The sequence below is a fragment of the Pseudoalteromonas sp. T1lg65 genome (assembly GCF_051930985.1).
Taxonomy (GTDB): Bacteria; Pseudomonadota; Gammaproteobacteria; order Enterobacterales; family Alteromonadaceae; genus Pseudoalteromonas.
In genome coordinates this window covers 1,502,427-1,516,981 of the sequence record NZ_CP196837.1, presented here as the reverse complement: position 1 = coordinate 1,516,981, position 14,555 = coordinate 1,502,427, and the positions used below count along the sequence as shown (strand labels likewise).

12 protein-coding genes are annotated in these 14,555 nt (G+C 41.6%); 4 read left to right on the top strand and 8 right to left on the bottom strand.

The window, feature by feature from the left end:
- Positions 1 to 326: 326 nt before the first annotated feature.
- Together ACSLBF_RS06495 and ACSLBF_RS06490 are read left to right on the top strand one after the other, a co-directional pair.
- A complete protein-coding gene (locus ACSLBF_RS06495) occupies positions 327 to 1,622 on the top strand; it encodes an anti-phage deoxyguanosine triphosphatase (protein WP_440055794.1) in 1,296 nt (431 codons plus the stop codon).
- 282 nt (positions 1,623 to 1,904) lie between these two features.
- The gene (locus ACSLBF_RS06490; protein WP_440055793.1) at positions 1,905 to 3,233 is read left to right on the top strand and encodes a hemolysin family protein; all 1,329 of its coding nucleotides are present in this window, start codon (positions 1,905 to 1,907) and stop codon (positions 3,231 to 3,233) included.
- A 126-nt stretch (positions 3,234 to 3,359) separates the two neighbouring features.
- Here ACSLBF_RS06490 and ACSLBF_RS06485 read toward each other — a convergent pair whose 3' ends face one another.
- Positions 3,360 to 3,863 (bottom strand): DUF2938 domain-containing protein, encoded by a 504-nt coding sequence (locus tag ACSLBF_RS06485; protein ID WP_440055792.1) that lies wholly within the window; start codon positions 3,861 to 3,863, stop codon positions 3,360 to 3,362.
- Positions 3,856 to 4,368, bottom strand: a complete 513-nt coding sequence (locus ACSLBF_RS06480; RefSeq protein ID WP_440055791.1) for a cupin domain-containing protein — start codon at positions 4,366 to 4,368, stop codon at positions 3,856 to 3,858. Before ACSLBF_RS06480 ends, ACSLBF_RS06485 begins: the two co-directional genes overlap by 8 nt.
- 106 nt (positions 4,369 to 4,474) lie before the next feature.
- Here ACSLBF_RS06480 and ACSLBF_RS06475 point away from each other — a divergent pair, with 106 nt between their 5' ends.
- A complete protein-coding gene (locus ACSLBF_RS06475) occupies positions 4,475 to 4,876 on the top strand; it encodes a helix-turn-helix domain-containing protein (protein ID WP_440055790.1) in 402 nt (133 codons plus the stop codon).
- Between the two features lie 120 nt (positions 4,877 to 4,996).
- On the opposite strand, the gene ACSLBF_RS06470 is transcribed toward ACSLBF_RS06475, so the two are convergent.
- The 4 genes from ACSLBF_RS06470 to ACSLBF_RS06455 form a co-directional block, all read right to left on the bottom strand.
- The gene (locus ACSLBF_RS06470) at positions 4,997 to 6,214 is read right to left on the bottom strand and encodes an Nramp family divalent metal transporter (RefSeq protein WP_440055789.1); all 1,218 of its coding nucleotides are present in this window, start codon (positions 6,212 to 6,214) and stop codon (positions 4,997 to 4,999) included.
- A gap of 58 nt (positions 6,215 to 6,272) precedes the next feature.
- Positions 6,273 to 7,937: a methyl-accepting chemotaxis protein gene (locus ACSLBF_RS06465; protein WP_440055788.1), complete on the bottom strand. Its 1,665-nt coding sequence runs from the start codon at positions 7,935 to 7,937 to the stop codon at positions 6,273 to 6,275.
- A gap of 36 nt (positions 7,938 to 7,973) precedes the next feature.
- Positions 7,974 to 8,801 (bottom strand): substrate-binding periplasmic protein, encoded by an 828-nt coding sequence (locus tag ACSLBF_RS06460; protein WP_440055787.1) that lies wholly within the window; start codon positions 8,799 to 8,801, stop codon positions 7,974 to 7,976.
- Positions 8,802 to 8,879: 78 nt separating this feature from the next.
- A complete protein-coding gene (locus ACSLBF_RS06455) occupies positions 8,880 to 11,504 on the bottom strand; it encodes a TonB-dependent receptor domain-containing protein (protein ID WP_440055786.1) in 2,625 nt (874 codons plus the stop codon).
- Positions 11,505 to 11,747: 243 nt separating this feature from the next.
- Between ACSLBF_RS06455 and ACSLBF_RS06450 the strand changes: the two genes are divergently transcribed.
- Positions 11,748 to 12,773 carry a tetratricopeptide repeat protein gene (locus ACSLBF_RS06450; protein WP_440055785.1) on the top strand — a complete coding sequence of 342 codons (1,026 nt, stop codon included), beginning with the start codon at positions 11,748 to 11,750 and terminating at the stop codon, positions 12,771 to 12,773.
- Positions 12,774 to 12,932: 159 nt separating this feature from the next.
- On the opposite strand, the gene grpE is transcribed toward ACSLBF_RS06450, so the two are convergent.
- Together grpE and ACSLBF_RS06440 are read right to left on the bottom strand one after the other, a co-directional pair.
- Positions 12,933 to 13,532 carry a nucleotide exchange factor GrpE gene (gene grpE / locus ACSLBF_RS06445; protein WP_440055784.1) on the bottom strand — a complete coding sequence of 200 codons (600 nt, stop codon included), beginning with the start codon at positions 13,530 to 13,532 and terminating at the stop codon, positions 12,933 to 12,935.
- 66 nt (positions 13,533 to 13,598) lie between these two features.
- Positions 13,599 to 14,537 (bottom strand): HrcA family transcriptional regulator, encoded by a 939-nt coding sequence (locus ACSLBF_RS06440; RefSeq protein ID WP_440055783.1) that lies wholly within the window; start codon positions 14,535 to 14,537, stop codon positions 13,599 to 13,601.
- Between the last annotated feature and the right edge of the window lie 18 nt (positions 14,538 to 14,555).

Here is a 14,555-nt window from a genome sequence, read left to right as displayed (position 1 = left end):
AAAACCGCTTAGATCTGAACACATTTTATCCGTAAAAATTGCTATTTAGGCATACTAACCAGCAACACTATTGCTACTAGCAACTTAAGTCGTATGCAAAAAGACGCGGCATACTAGCAAAAAAACCTTTCTATAGCGAATCAAAGAACATAAATTAATCAACACCCTAGATCATCTTGTGTCATTAACCTTACAATCATTATTATAGGTAAATGTGATAAAGTGCCAACAACGCATGGGGTAAATTCAAGTATGAGTAATGCATGACGGACGGGACAAAGGCCGCTAGACTAGTCTCATTAAAGCGTTGAAGGAAATGTAGGTTCATGAGCAGTAACGAGTGGCAAGCACGCCTATTACAACAAAACAAAAATCGCCCAAATGACAACCGTTCTCCTTGGCAAATTGACCGTTCAAGAATTATTCACGCGGCCGCCTTTCGCCGCCTACAAGCTAAAACACAAATCATGGCTATTGGCGTAAATGACTTTTACCGAACTCGGTTAACGCACTCTTTGGAAGTTTCACAAATTGGCAGTGGTTTATTACGACATTTACGAAGTCAAAATCCTGATTTTGATCACTTTCCTTCCAGCAGTTTGATTGAAACAATTTGTCTAGCTCATGATATCGGCCACCCGCCTTTTGGACATGGTGGTGAAATAGCGCTGAACTACCTAATGCGAGATCATGGTGGCTTTGAAGGCAATGCGCAAACACTCAGGATTGTTACCAAGCTTGAACCCTACAGCCAAGGGTTCGGTATGAACTTGACGAGAAGAACTTTATTAGGATTCGTAAAGTATCCAGCCATAATCGATACTCTTTGGCTACAGCAACCCGCCGTCGACAACAGTAAAAAGCATATTCTTTCTAGCGACTGGCTGCCGGCTAAAGGTATTTACCATTGTGACAAGTCTGTCTTTGACTGGATCATTGCTCCATTTTCGGAACAAGATCAGCTCATGTTGCAAACCACAGAAATCAAAGACGACTTTCGACAGCGCACAAAGTTTAAGTCGCTGGATTGTGCAATCATGGAATTTGCAGACGATATTGCTTACGCCGTACACGATCTAGAAGATGCGATAGCCACAGGTACTTTAGATCGTTCAGATTGGCAAAATTTTGCTATACCCGAGCTAGAGCAACTGGACTCTCCTTGGTTAAAACAACATTTATCTCGTATCAATCAGTCATTATTTTGCAATGATGAAGCGACCAGAAAAGACGCTATCGGCGAACTTGTTAACTTGTTTATAGTCCATTGCGAATTAAGCTGCCAAGACAAAGACTTTGAGTCTCCACTACTACACTTCAGTGTGTCTATGAAACCTGAATTTCAAGAAATCCTGCAAGTATTAAAAATGTTTGTCTATCGCCGCTTAATCCGAGAGCCAAAAATGCAGCAAATCGAATTCAGCGGCCAGAATCTACTCATTGATTTATTTGATGTATTTGCTAGTGATCCGATGCGACTGCTGCCATACACAACACAGGCTCAGTATTTAGAAGCGACAGATACCAGTCAACGAATGCGTGTCTTAGCGGATTATTTGGGCGGAATGTCTGACGAATATGCCCGCCGTACTCACGCTCGACTTTTCTCAGGTGAGTTTTAATTGATGTTTCGGCTCCTTTCCTGACTGTTTAAAATATTTCTTCTTTGCTTGCAGGTTGAGTTAGACAGTTAAATTTTGACCGGTAACAATTCAGTTTGCAAAGGACCTTTTATTACTTGATAAAACTCAGCCTAAATAAAACGCATAAAACATTGATAATAAAGAATTTAAATATTTAAAATAATGATTGCTTAAGTCACCGATTTCGAGAATAATTGCTCACTTTTTAGTTAAATTGGCTGGTAAAATAAACCGGTCAGTTGTTACTGTTATAGGACTTAAATGAGCGATCTACTCGCTATCTGTATCTTGATTTTGTTTGGCGCTTTGTTTGCTATGTCAGAAATATCTATCGCTGCCGCTCGGAAAATAAAATTACGCGTCATGGTTGATGAGGGCAGCAAAAATGCTCAATCAGTGCTTGCATTACAAGAACAGCCCGGACGTTTTTTTGCGATGATACAAATTGCTTTAAATGCGATTGCTATTCTTGGCGGTATTATTGGCGAACAAGCCCTAACGCCCTATGCATCACAACTTATCACACTGATTTATTCAGGCCCCATGCTAGATCAAATCAGCTTTTTATTGTCGTTTTTTATTATCACCTCGCTATTCATCTTATTCGCGGATCTATTACCAAAGCGCATCGCCATGATTATGCCTGAAGCGGTCGCAATACGTGTTGTAGACTTGATGAACATGGTGACTCGAGCACTGACACCACTGGTCCTAATGTTTAGCGGACTGAGTAATCTGATGCTACGCATTTTTAAGTTTCCGACTGAGCGAGAAGAAATCGTCACCACAGAAGATATTGTCGCTGTCATGGAAGCGGGTGCTCAAGATGGCACATTGCAACAACAAGAGTATCACTTAATTGGTAGTGTGTTTGAACTTGATAGTTTGACCATACCCAGCGTGATGACAACGCGTGAATCTATTATTTGTTTTGACTTGAATGATAACAGCGATGCCATCAGCGCGGGGATTTTAGCGCACCCTCACAATCAGTTTCTGGTATGTGATGGCAGTTTAGATAAGCTTAAAGGTTATGTTGAATCTAAAGATATATTGCGATTACTGCTAAATGGTGAAAATGCACAAATAAAACCAGAGATAGTAAAGACAGACATACTTTACTTGCCAGAAACTCTGACATTATCAGAAGCATTGAATGCCTTTAAAACGGCTAATCAGACGTTCGCTGTGATTGTAAATGAATATGCGCTAGTGGTTGGTTTAGTAACCATGAAAGATTTAATCGGTAGCTTTATGGGAGACTTAGTCACATTTAACTACGAAGAACAGATTATCCAGCGCGATGCTAATTCTTGGTTAGTCGCAGGAACAACTCCCATCATTGACGTCATTAAACAGCTGGATATCTCTCAGTTTCCAGACATGGACCAGTATGAAACTATCGCTGGCTTTTTGATTTACGTCATGAAACGTATTCCAAAACGAACCGACAGCTACATCCATGAAGGTTATAAGTTTGAAGCGATCGATGTGGAAGGCGTGCGCGTTGAGCAACTGCTTATTTCTCGCTTGGGAGATAGCAGTGTGGCAAACCACACTGCTGAAGAACTAAAAAAACCAAACCGATAAGCTTTCATGTAGACTTTTAAGAATGGCCACACAGCTTACCTTAGTTTGTTAGAGTATGAGTTAATTAATCTCAGCTTCGGATAACTAAATTTGCCAATAAAGCTATTTTATACACTTTAACAGGTCCTAGAAGGCGTAAACCAACCCACTCACATATAGCCCGACCCCAAAAGCGATGTGTGCTATTAGGCTTTTTGCTCGCACAATATTAGGAGTTGGCGTTTTATTTGCTGCTATGCCAAGGCCAAAACAAGGCTGCAATATAAAAAGAGGTGCAGCTAAGGTTACAAACCCCATTGCCAATGCTGGAAGTAAACTAGGTTCAAGCAACCATTGACAACCAACTAGCCAAACAAATATTCCCGCAAAAGCAGTGCCAATAAGATAATGCGCAAACCACCCCCAAATGACTTCTCCACGTATCATCTTGCTTTGAGCTATGTGATTGTGCATTACAGTTCCTTTAAACAAATGCCCGAGCCAACGCCCAACAAATGCACAGTTTAAACCAGTCATATTAAAAGCATATTTGAGCAATGCCCCCCACAGATCCATTACAAAAGTGGCGCTTAATCCAAACAATATTGAGAGTTTTATAAGTTCAGGTAATGACTTTATAGATTCACTCATTACCACTCCTAGGCTGGTACTGGGAAAGCGCGGTCTGAAATTGCGTCACGCCGTATTGTTCAGCTAACGCTGGACACTCTGAATTTTTATCTAACTGCAACATCGAAGCCTGCGTTCCAGGTTGAACTTCTTGCCCGTCAAGTACTGTCATCTGTTCAATTCCGGCGGAACTGTAAAATATAAGCATTCTCGCAATCGATTTAGTGTTGTTTTTAAACCCACGTACCTGGTTTGGACCAAATGAAATAAATCCCTCTTTTTGCACTGTGAAACATGTCTCATCAGTGTAAAATGAGACCTCTCCTTCTAGAACAAAAAATGCTTCGTCTTCATTGCTGTGAATATGTAGGGGTGCACCTTGATTAGGATCTAATATAGATTCCATTAGTGAGAAACGACCTGCTGTTTCACTTCCTTTTGCAATAATGCGGTACAAATTCCCAGCTGAAATCACATGTATTCCCTCTCCTGCATGTCTCAAAATCACCGACTTTGTTTCATTCATAATTTTTTCCTTGCTTGCTATTGGTGTAAATCAGCATACAAGTTAAAGTCGACTTTAAGTCAACAGTAAAATCGCGCTTAATTTAGGTTGAAGGAAATTGATACACATGGACATCTCTGAAGTTTCCAAAAAGTCTGGGCTACCGGCATCCACAATTCGTTACTACGAAGAAAAAGGCCTTATTCGTTCTGTTGGCCGACAAGGGTTAAAAAGAACCTTTACTAACTCCGTACTAGAGCGTTTGGCTCTAATCACGCTTGGCAGAAATGCAGGATTTAGTTTAGAAGAACTTGCATCTATGCATACCGAAAACCGGCCAACTTTGATTGACCGCCAGCGACTAATCGATAAAGCAAAAGAGTTAGATGAGTCAATACGACAAATGACAATCACCAGGGATGGATTATTAAAAGCAGCGGTATGCCCTGAGGAAAGTCACTTACAATGTAGAAAGTTTCAAACATTATTAGCCAAAAAAGGAAAAGTAAGGCCAAAGAAAGTGCTATGAAGTGCAGTGCTATATCATTACCTTGGCTTCAGGTAAGGATTCTGGTAGCACGCACTTTCACACAGCCTCGTTTACACTTTCCTAGATTAATTGTGTGTCTATGGAACTTAGAAGTTCAGGTCAATAAAGCCCTAGAGACTTCGCAATCAGCCTTAGCCCCAAAAAAGCAGTAAATAGTACTACCGCAACCCCCAAAAAATTGGACAATTTCGAATTTGCATAATCACCTAGCATCGCTTTATTGTTCATGGCATAAAGTAGGAAACCTGCGATGATAGGTAATAGCAAACCATTGGCAAATTGCGCCAGTAAAATTATCTCTATGGGCTTGACATCTGCCATAGACAGCAAAGCCCCAATCATAATAATACTCACACTTATCAGTCTGAAAGGCCGAGAATTTACGTCAGCATTGAGCTGGAGTAGCTCAGATATCACGTAGCTTGTTGCAAGCGGTGCGGTAATAACACTGCTCAATCCTGCGGCAAATAATCCAATACCCAAGAGGTATTTAGACAAACTACCGAATATAGGCTCAAATACAATCGCCATATCCACCGCGTTATTAACACTAAGACCGAGTGTAAAAATACTCGCTGCCGCAGTGGATGTTACCAATATAGCAATCAGACCACCCAAGCCAATCGACACAATGGTGTCTGAACGTGCATCAGGAATATCTTCAGGATTTGACCAATGTGACTTAGCCGTTGAAGCATGTAAAAACAGGTTATAAGGAACAACCGTGGTACCAATTAGGGCAATAACAGTTAACAAACTTCCATCAGGAATTGATGGAGACACTAGCCCTGTAAACAACTGACCCAAATCCGGTTTAACCAAAAAAAAGGTAATAACAAATGCCAATGCCATGATAGATACAAGTGCAATCAAGATACGTTCAATTTGTTTATAAGTTCCTTGCATCAAAATAGCTGCCCCGATCGCGGTCAAAGCGATGATCGAACCTCTAAAAATCCATTTCCCAGGGTTGGTAATTGCTTCGATACCAAGCGCAGCGCCAACAAGATTCCCTGCTTCATAGGCTGCATTACCTATACAAATAGCGACAATAATCAGGGCAAATAAAGGCCATTTCCAAAACGAATGATGTAAAGACTGGTTAATAACTTCTCCCAAACCTTTTTGCGTCACTATGCCCACTCGCGCTGACATTTCTTGAAGGATAATGGTTGCTACAGTTGCAAACACCAATGCCCAAAGCAGCGCATAGCCAAATTGCGCACCCGCCATCGTACAGGCAGTAATAGTACCTGGGCCAATGAACGCAGCGGTGACAATGACACCGGGGCCAAAATTTTTAAGTCGACTAAGCATGATCACTATCCTGTATTGCAAAGAGTGTTAAATTAACGGTCTGCTTTGATTAGCGACGCTAAATTTTAAAGCGATTCACTATCGCAGCCAGTTCACCGGCCTTTTCACTTAAGGTTGAGCTGATTTCTAGGTTTCTATCCCCAATCGAAGCTGATTTTTTACTTTGCTCAGAAATCGACTCTGTTCTTTCACTAATTTCTTTATCTACGATATTTTGCTCTTTTGTCGCTCCAGCAATATGTTCATTTACGTTAAGAATCTCGTGAATAAATTGAACTATATTGTTTAACGAGTCCGACGCAGAGGCCGCTTTTTCTACCGTTAACGAGCTATAGCTTTTACTCGATTCCATTGCCTGAACGGCATCTTTTGAACCGTCAGTTAGAGTATTAATCACCCCAAGTATTTGTGCTGCACTCTTCTGGGTTCGGGTAGCAAGCTCTCTCACTTCATCTGCGACCACAGCGAAACCACGCCCTTGCTCACCGGCTCTGGCAGCTTCTATTGCAGCATTTAACGCCAGTAAATTAGTTTGTTCAGCGATTTCTTGAATAATTGAGAGTGAACCTGAGATATTACGCACATCCCCTTCCAGTTTTGCAATCACACCGCTGGCTTCATCCAACTTTTGCGCCAATGTGCTTACTGACTCTGTTGCTTCATCAACGGAGTCTTGCGTTTCTTTGGCACTCTGATTAGCGTTTTGGGCGGAATTGGCAGCTTCATTGGCATTACGAGAAATTTCCTCTGCAGAAGCGGTTAACTGAGTCATTGCTGTGGCAATCAACTCTGTTTCTGATTGTTGACGGGATAAAATTGAGTTTATTTCCGATGATGCTGATGCAATTTGTTTCGTTTCATCAACAACTTCGTTGGTCAGCTTCGCGACTTTGATAATTAGCTCATGAAGTTGACCCAAGAAAATATTGAAATTACGGCTCAGACTATCAAATTCGGGCAAGGTGAAATCAGGGATTCTAGCGGTTAAATCAGCATCTCTCGCTGCAAAAATATGAATAGTATCTTCAAATTTGGACAGTGGCACCGTAATGCTTTTACTGATCATGAGACCTACAATAGCAACGACGATGGAAATAAAAAATGTAAAAATAAGAATATCTCTGATACTTTCCAAAACCTGCTTGTCATTTTTTTCACGCATTGATTTGAGCAGCGCATCAACGTCTTCCGTATAAAAACCCGTTCCGACAATCAAATCCCAAGTGGGTAGATAAATACTGTAAGCCAGCTTTGGAATCGGCTCTTTTTGTTCAGGTTTAGGAAAATAATAAACTGAGTGGCCATCGCCACTTTTGGCCGACTCAATAATATCTTTAACTAAGTAGTTTCCTCTTTTGTCCTGTAAATCAATAAAATTTTGGCCTATTCCTTGGTCGCTATTGCCTTGCATAACGCGGGTGCCATCGGGTTTAAATGCGAATAGATAGCCCGACTCGCCAAATTCAATGTTTCTAAGTAGAGCAATCACTTCAGATTCAGGTTTATTAGCATTACGAAGCGGCGTTATCACGCTGTTAGCAATTTGCAGGTAAGCTTTCAGCTCATCTCGCTTCATCCGCATCATTTCTTTACGACTTAATTCCTCTTGTGCTTCGCTTAATTTTTTGGCCTCGACGTAAGTAAGTGTAACAACCACTGAAGAAATAATTATCACCGGGATTAAAGAGAGTAATATCAGTCTTGATTTAATTTTAAGCTTCATTATTTAATTCCTCTCAACCTAAACAATGCGGAAAAACTAAGTCCGCTCTTCCACTTTCTTGCCCGGTAGCGGCGAAGTGTCGTAAATTGATTTTTCATTGTTGTAGTGTTTTAGATATTCAAGAATGATTTTTTCATACGTTCCATCTTCCTTCATTTGGCGCAACGCAGCATCTACCTGTTGTTTTAGGTTATGGGACGGCCGTTGTTTTGAAAACGCGATGTAACTTGGAATGTCATACGCGTATGACGGTACTCGGTAGACTTCATTCTCAATACCCAATTGCTTGATAATCTCCATGCCCCCTAAACGATTACTCAGCACAATATCAACTCTGTCCGCCAACAGCAGTTTAAAGCTATTCATGCCACTGTCTGTAGTCACGATGTTTTCAAACAGTCCGGTATTGATCGCTTCATCTAATTCAGCGCCATAGCTCACTTTTCTCACCACACCAATTCGATAGGATGATAAGGATTCAACTCTGCCACCAAATTCAATTTGATTAGATTTCCTAGCAAATATGGATATGGATTGCTGGATCAGCACTTCATCAGAAAACACCATGAATTCCTCGCGAGAGGGAGTTCTATAAATGGTGAAGATCCCATCTACTCGGCCAGTTTTTATCTCCCGAATGGCCCTACCCCACGGCATAAATTGAATAGTGAACGGTTGTTCAATTCTGTTGAACGCTTCTCTTACCAGCTCAACCGCTATTCCGCTAGCGTCTTGAGCACCCTGAAATTCATAGGGTGGATACTCCAATGTGACCAGCTTTACAACACGTCCATAAGTCAAAGATGAATACACTATAAATAGTAGAAAAAGTATTCGAGTCATTAACTTATCTGTTATTGCCATAAGGTACCTACACTTGGAGCTGTTTGTGGGAGCTACCGGTACGACTCCCACAAACTGCTTCAGCAGTCACTGTCCATGTTAAAAATTGAACTGAAATTTAACGTATGCACGTCTTCCTCGCGGATCCCCCGTACGAGGGTCGTAACTTCCGGCTATTGCAACGTATGGAGGATCTTCATCTGTTGCATTCACCACTCCAACAATTAGCTTGGTTTCAGAGTCTTCTTTAACTACATCGCCAACGTTTACACTATATTGCAGATCCACGGTATTAAAGGAACTAATTGAGTCACCGTTAATGTCATTGGTATAACTGGCCACGTGTCTGAAATAGATATTCGCACTATGCATGCCATTGCTCCAATTCAAACCAAGGCTACCTCTTAAACGCGGTGATGGATTACCTACCGTATTTAGGTTTAGCTTACCTTTACCGTCTGTTGTCACGCCATTGGCATCCATCAAATCATAGCTGAGTAAATAAGTGGCTTTCAGCTGCGGTGAAAAGTCACCATAATCTGTTCGATAGATTGTTGATGCACTTAAATCAATACCAGATGTATCAATCGCTTCTGCATTAATAAACTTGGTATTTACAATTGAAATAGTCCCTGCGGACGTACGGATAACCCGATCGGGATCGTTGGGGTTAGCGTTAACAACGGCTTGGTGACTCTCTCGGGTTAACACGTCTTCAAAAGAAAAATCCCAATAATCAACATCCAGGATGTATTCATCCACTGCATAGGAAAACCCTAGATTTAATGCTTCAGATGTTTCTGGTACTAAATTTGGATCGCCAATGGTTCTGTTACCACCAAATGTCGTCGAGCCATCTTCAGGATCGGTGATATTGGCGAAATTGGTCTGAACACCTTGTAACTGATGCACTGAAGGTGCACGAAATGAAGTGCTGAATGTGCCTCTAAATGACAATTCTTCTGTTGCTAACCAAAGAAATGAAAATTTGGGATTAGTGGTGTCGCCACCAAACTCGCCATAGTCTTCATACCTTACGGCTGCGCCTAACTCTAAATCTTCCGTCAACGGAACTAAAACTTCTGCAAACAAGGCTTTAACATCACGTTCGCCTTTAAAGTTTTGATTGCCTATTAAAAAGGCGAAGCTATCCTGCTGAGTAAATGAATCGTAGATGTTGTTTATCGATTCATCACGATACTGTAGGCCGATAGCAAACCCAACATCTCCTCCCTCAACTTCAAATAACGACTCTCCGGTAATTACAGCTTCGAATACTCTCATTTCAGACTCAGCATCACCGATATAATCACCTATGATGTAATCTCTTAACCGTTCATTGTCGGGATCTTGTGGGTCAAAAGGATTGAAATAGTAACATTCTCCAACGCCAGCATCCGCGAGATTAGTACTGCGGCATTTATTACCACCAAGACCATGCAGTGCTGCTTGAAAATTATCGGTGATGACATCTCTGGGGTTTAAGATGGCATCATTTGCCGCTGCCACAAATGATGCTTGCCAGTAGATCCCTTGAGTTACTTCTCCGTCTGCACCAATCGCAAAACGAGAAGTGGTATGATCATAATAGTTAATTTCAGTAGGCTTACCTTCCCCGTAAGGTCTGCCTCTAAAAAACACATCTTCGCCATACGGATTATCAGGATGACTCGCCAACACACTTGGTGCGTTTAGTACTGGAAAGCTTGGTGAGACTTCTCGGGTAATTTTGTTACGCGCATAACCAAACTCAGCCCAAACTCGAGTAGTATCATTCCAGTCCCAATTAGCTCTGGCGTAAGCCTGAAGTCGGTCTTCATTAGGTACTGCTGTTATCTGTGGACCAAAGTCAAACAAACAAAACGTATTACCATTGGCTCCATTTGAAACACTGCCACCGTTAGCAACACAGTTGGGGTCAGCAAGTGTTAGACCACTGGGATTGTTTTCATCTGCCAAAGAAGGGATAACAAAACTACCAGGATTGCCAAAACTGCTCGTGGCTGGCTTTAACCAATCAACTTCGTCAAGTAATAAGCTCGAACGCTCCAAAAAGCTGACCGCCAGTAACATGTGTCCGGTGTCGCCAACATAACCTCCATAAGCAAAGTCAACTTTCGTATCTTCTTGATCCCCATCGCTCCAACGGGTTCTGTACTCATATTGGACCTCACCACCTTCAAGGTCATCGCGGGTTATAAAGTTCACCACCCCTGCGACAGCGTCAGAACCATAGATAGCCGAAGCGCCATCTTTGAGTATTTCTACTCGTTTTATCGCAAGCGTAGGGACTAACGAGGCGGTATCAACAAAACTGGCACCCTGATCTGTGACAACTGCCGAAGTTACCTGACGAATACCATTGAGTAGCACTAAGGTTGAAGACACCCCCAAACCTCTTAAATTAACGTTGGAAGTGCCTGCAGTAAAGTTTTGCGACAGATTGTCTGAATTGTTCTGTGAACCAGCATTGAAGGGAAGTACTTCAATTAAATCACGTATATTGTTTGCACCAATATCGGTTAAGTCGCTAAGTTCTGTACTAGATATAGGTGATGAGCTTTCCGCTTGCACCGAACGTCTAATTCGGGATCCTGTAACTACTATCGTTTCAATTGCGCTTTCTGCTTTTACTTCATCAGTTTCAGCAAGTGCAGTAACTGGAATTGCCAACATGCAGTAGCATGGTAGTAATTTCAGTTTAAAGATACCTAAGTTGCTCATAGTGTGCCCCTCGTTCAATGTGAGCGTTTAGCCGAATAATCGACCGTGTTCGATGCAAAGAGTCAGTACAACTTTGATCAAGCATAGATCGTTAATAGCGAATTACATATTTCGTAATAAATAAATTGAACAAATGACATGAATTTTGGTCGTCGCCGAAAATACCAGCTCCTCTGAGAACTTTTGAATTAACTTGATGACACACCTATAGTTTAGGTAAGTAGTTATTTTTAAGGCTGGTCGGTGTATATAAAAGTTGTGACTATGGTTATTGGCACCTTGATGTTGAGCTTTTCTGGACACGCCTCAGAAACCGAAACGCTTGATGAGGCAGAGGCTTATATTCAAGTAAACCCCGCCAAAACCTTAGAGATTTTACGTACTCAACTATCTCCTGATAAGCTTGGTGACTCGGAGTTTATTCGGTGGCATCTATTAAATACTCGAGCCACATTACAAACCAATCAAATAGAGAGAATGTACGTTTCGTTAGAAGCCTTATTTACTAAAGATAACGTTCCTTACTTTAAAACAAAGCTCACCTCTATAATGAGCGCATTGGGTATCTGGCTGCGCCGAGAAAACTATTTAGAAGAGGCATTGATCAGCCTGAATTGCTCTTATAAGTACACCACATCGGAAAGACAGAGACTAACTCTCATGAATAGCATGGCATTGGTATACCGACAGTTAAACGACTACTCAACTGCCAGAGCAAGTTATGACAAAGCAAAAGAAATTGCCAATAAGCTCAATCAAGAATCCATAGTCGCAATGATTGAAAACAATTTAGGGCTGATGGACTTAGATGAAGGTAATGTGAGATCTGCTGAGCAGCATTTTCGCTTGGCGCTTGCCAGCTACCAATCAACCGACAAACGCTCAGGGCAAATATCCGCAGGCATAAACTTGTTGTTCACCTTTTTGATCCAAAATGAACTACTGAACTATCAACGTTTATATCAGCCAACTGCGACACTGACTGAGGCTTTTCCTAACATAGCAAAGCAGCATCTATTACTGTGGCTAAATAGTTATTTTGAACATTTACAGGGCAAAGTTTTAAGCGATGATCTACGCCATCAACTCATCTCGATCTACCCTGACTTGGAGAGTGATAAAATCCGCAGGTTAGTGAACAATCATCTCTCACACGGACTACATATCTCTTTACCTGAACCTGAAGAAAAGCAAAGGAAGCCATTTACACAACCTTGGTTTGACAAGGTTCGAAAATGCCAGTGGCGGGTAGATAATTCACTTTTTTGAAAAGAAGTAGGCACAAAGCAGTGTGAAGAATATGTTGGATAGAACTCTACCAACGAACTAATTTGTATGGCAGCTCACATTAATGACGCTGTGTGTTGAGTACTTAAATTGACGTTTAAAAAAAGCCGCAATGCGGCTTTTTCAATCTGTATAAGCTTATTACTCGGCTGCTTTAGACACCATCACCATTGCTGGACGTAATAACCGTCCATTGAGTGTATAGCCCTTTTGCATCACAGCAAGTACGGTATTTGGTGAGACGTCGTTACTTGGCTGTAACGACATTGCTTGATGTAGCTCAGGATTAAAAGACTCACCCTGAGGGTTCACCGCTTCAACACCAAATTTAGCCAATGCATCTGCAAAGCTTTTCAGCGTCATTTCAATACCCTCAAGCACAGGTTTCAAAGTTTCGTTTTCTTTATCCGAAAACTCAATTGCACGCTCTAGGTTATCAAGGACAGGAAGCAATTCATTTGAGAATTTCTCTAATGCAAACTTATGTGCTTTTTCAACATCTTGTGCAGCGCGACGACGGACATTTTCCACCTCTGCTGCAGCTCGCACTACGCTGTCTTTTTGCGATTCAATGGTTTGTTTTGCTGATTCAAGTTCAGCATATAAACCTGCAATTTCTTCTTCTGGACTTAACTCAGCCGCCGCCTGAGCTGCTTCTTCTTGAGTTTGCTCTTCAACAGCTGTCTCTACGATTTCTGCTTGCTCTTGTTCGTGTTCTGTCGCTTTTGTCTGCTCCGACATGAGGTAATCTCTCCAATACTTTACAACTGCGGTAATTATGGGGATTGATAAATCAGATTCAACCCCTTAAATTGGCAATTTTTTAAATTCTGCGATGATTTCTGCAATTTTCGAGTCTGCTGGGCAAATAACACAAAAACGACTTTGGTATTCATCTTTTGAGGAAAAGTAAGGAACACTCAAGACCACGACTCTTTCTAATCCCAACATACTGATCTCTTCGCCCAACAATACAGATACGCCTTCCTTGAAGGCCAATTTATGTTCTATCTGTTCAAGTAAACCGACTCCTAAGTTCACTTCTTTTTCCAGTTGCAATCGGTTATATAAGTAGCGTTCACCAACCACGATAGCATTGTCCGTACCTAACTGTTGACTGAGCTGTTTGGTCCACTGCGCTAATATAGAATGGCAACTTGGTGGAGCACTGTGTGCCATAGCGCGCATGCGATGTAACCCTTCCACCAATGTTTGCTGACTAAACACCGTATTCATCCAACCAGCAAATTGATAGCGCAACGCATCGGAGTTATCTATTGGCTTATCGATGCAAATGTTGTGGGATTGCCCAGCTCTATCAATAAGTAAAACAAGCCAATTTTTACGGTCAAAGTCTAATACTTCAACTCGGAACATTTGCCTTGAGCTCACTTGTGGTAACCCAACACAACAACACACTTGAAAGTTTTGGCTAAGTAAATGAGCAAAAGATACTATCGAGTTTTGCTCCGGCTGCCAGTGCACGCCAATATCTCGTAGCGAAAAGTACTCCTGTAGCCAAAATTTCAGACCTTTATCTGTTGGCACTCGGCCGGCCGAAGTGTGGGGAGAATACAATAGACCTTGATTTTCTAGCCGAGCCATGGCGTTACGGACTGTAGCGGAGCAAACCGCTAAACCATCTTGTTTGGCTATTTTGCTTGAGGCAACAGGTTGCCCTTCACCGTTGCAATAGTGACGCATAACAGCACACAGTATTTGTTCATCTCTGCTAGTGAGTTTCATATTTATTTTTATAAGGGT

What these genes read in the sequence shown, in the direction of transcription:
- ACSLBF_RS06495 (WP_440055794.1), top strand. Translation starts at nt 327, where the DNA reads ATGAGCAGTAACGAGTGGCAAGCACGCCTATTACAACAAAACAAAAAT.
- ACSLBF_RS06490 (WP_440055793.1), top strand. Translation starts at nt 1,905, where the DNA reads ATGAGCGATCTACTCGCTATCTGTATCTTGATTTTGTTTGGCGCTTTG.
- ACSLBF_RS06485 (WP_440055792.1), bottom strand. Translation starts at nt 3,863, where the DNA reads ATGAGTGAATCTATAAAGTCATTACCTGAACTTATAAAACTCTCAATA.
- ACSLBF_RS06480 (WP_440055791.1), bottom strand. Translation starts at nt 4,368, where the DNA reads ATGAATGAAACAAAGTCGGTGATTTTGAGACATGCAGGAGAGGGAATA.
- ACSLBF_RS06475 (WP_440055790.1), top strand. Translation starts at nt 4,475, where the DNA reads ATGGACATCTCTGAAGTTTCCAAAAAGTCTGGGCTACCGGCATCCACA.
- ACSLBF_RS06470 (WP_440055789.1), bottom strand. Translation starts at nt 6,214, where the DNA reads ATGCTTAGTCGACTTAAAAATTTTGGCCCCGGTGTCATTGTCACCGCT.
- ACSLBF_RS06465 (WP_440055788.1), bottom strand. Translation starts at nt 7,937, where the DNA reads ATGAAGCTTAAAATTAAATCAAGACTGATATTACTCTCTTTAATCCCG.
- ACSLBF_RS06460 (WP_440055787.1), bottom strand. Translation starts at nt 8,801, where the DNA reads ATGGCAATAACAGATAAGTTAATGACTCGAATACTTTTTCTACTATTT.
- ACSLBF_RS06455 (WP_440055786.1), bottom strand. Translation starts at nt 11,504, where the DNA reads ATGAGCAACTTAGGTATCTTTAAACTGAAATTACTACCATGCTACTGC.
- grpE (WP_440055784.1), bottom strand. Translation starts at nt 13,532, where the DNA reads ATGTCGGAGCAGACAAAAGCGACAGAACACGAACAAGAGCAAGCAGAA.
- ACSLBF_RS06440 (WP_440055783.1), bottom strand. Translation starts at nt 14,537, where the DNA reads ATGAAACTCACTAGCAGAGATGAACAAATACTGTGTGCTGTTATGCGT.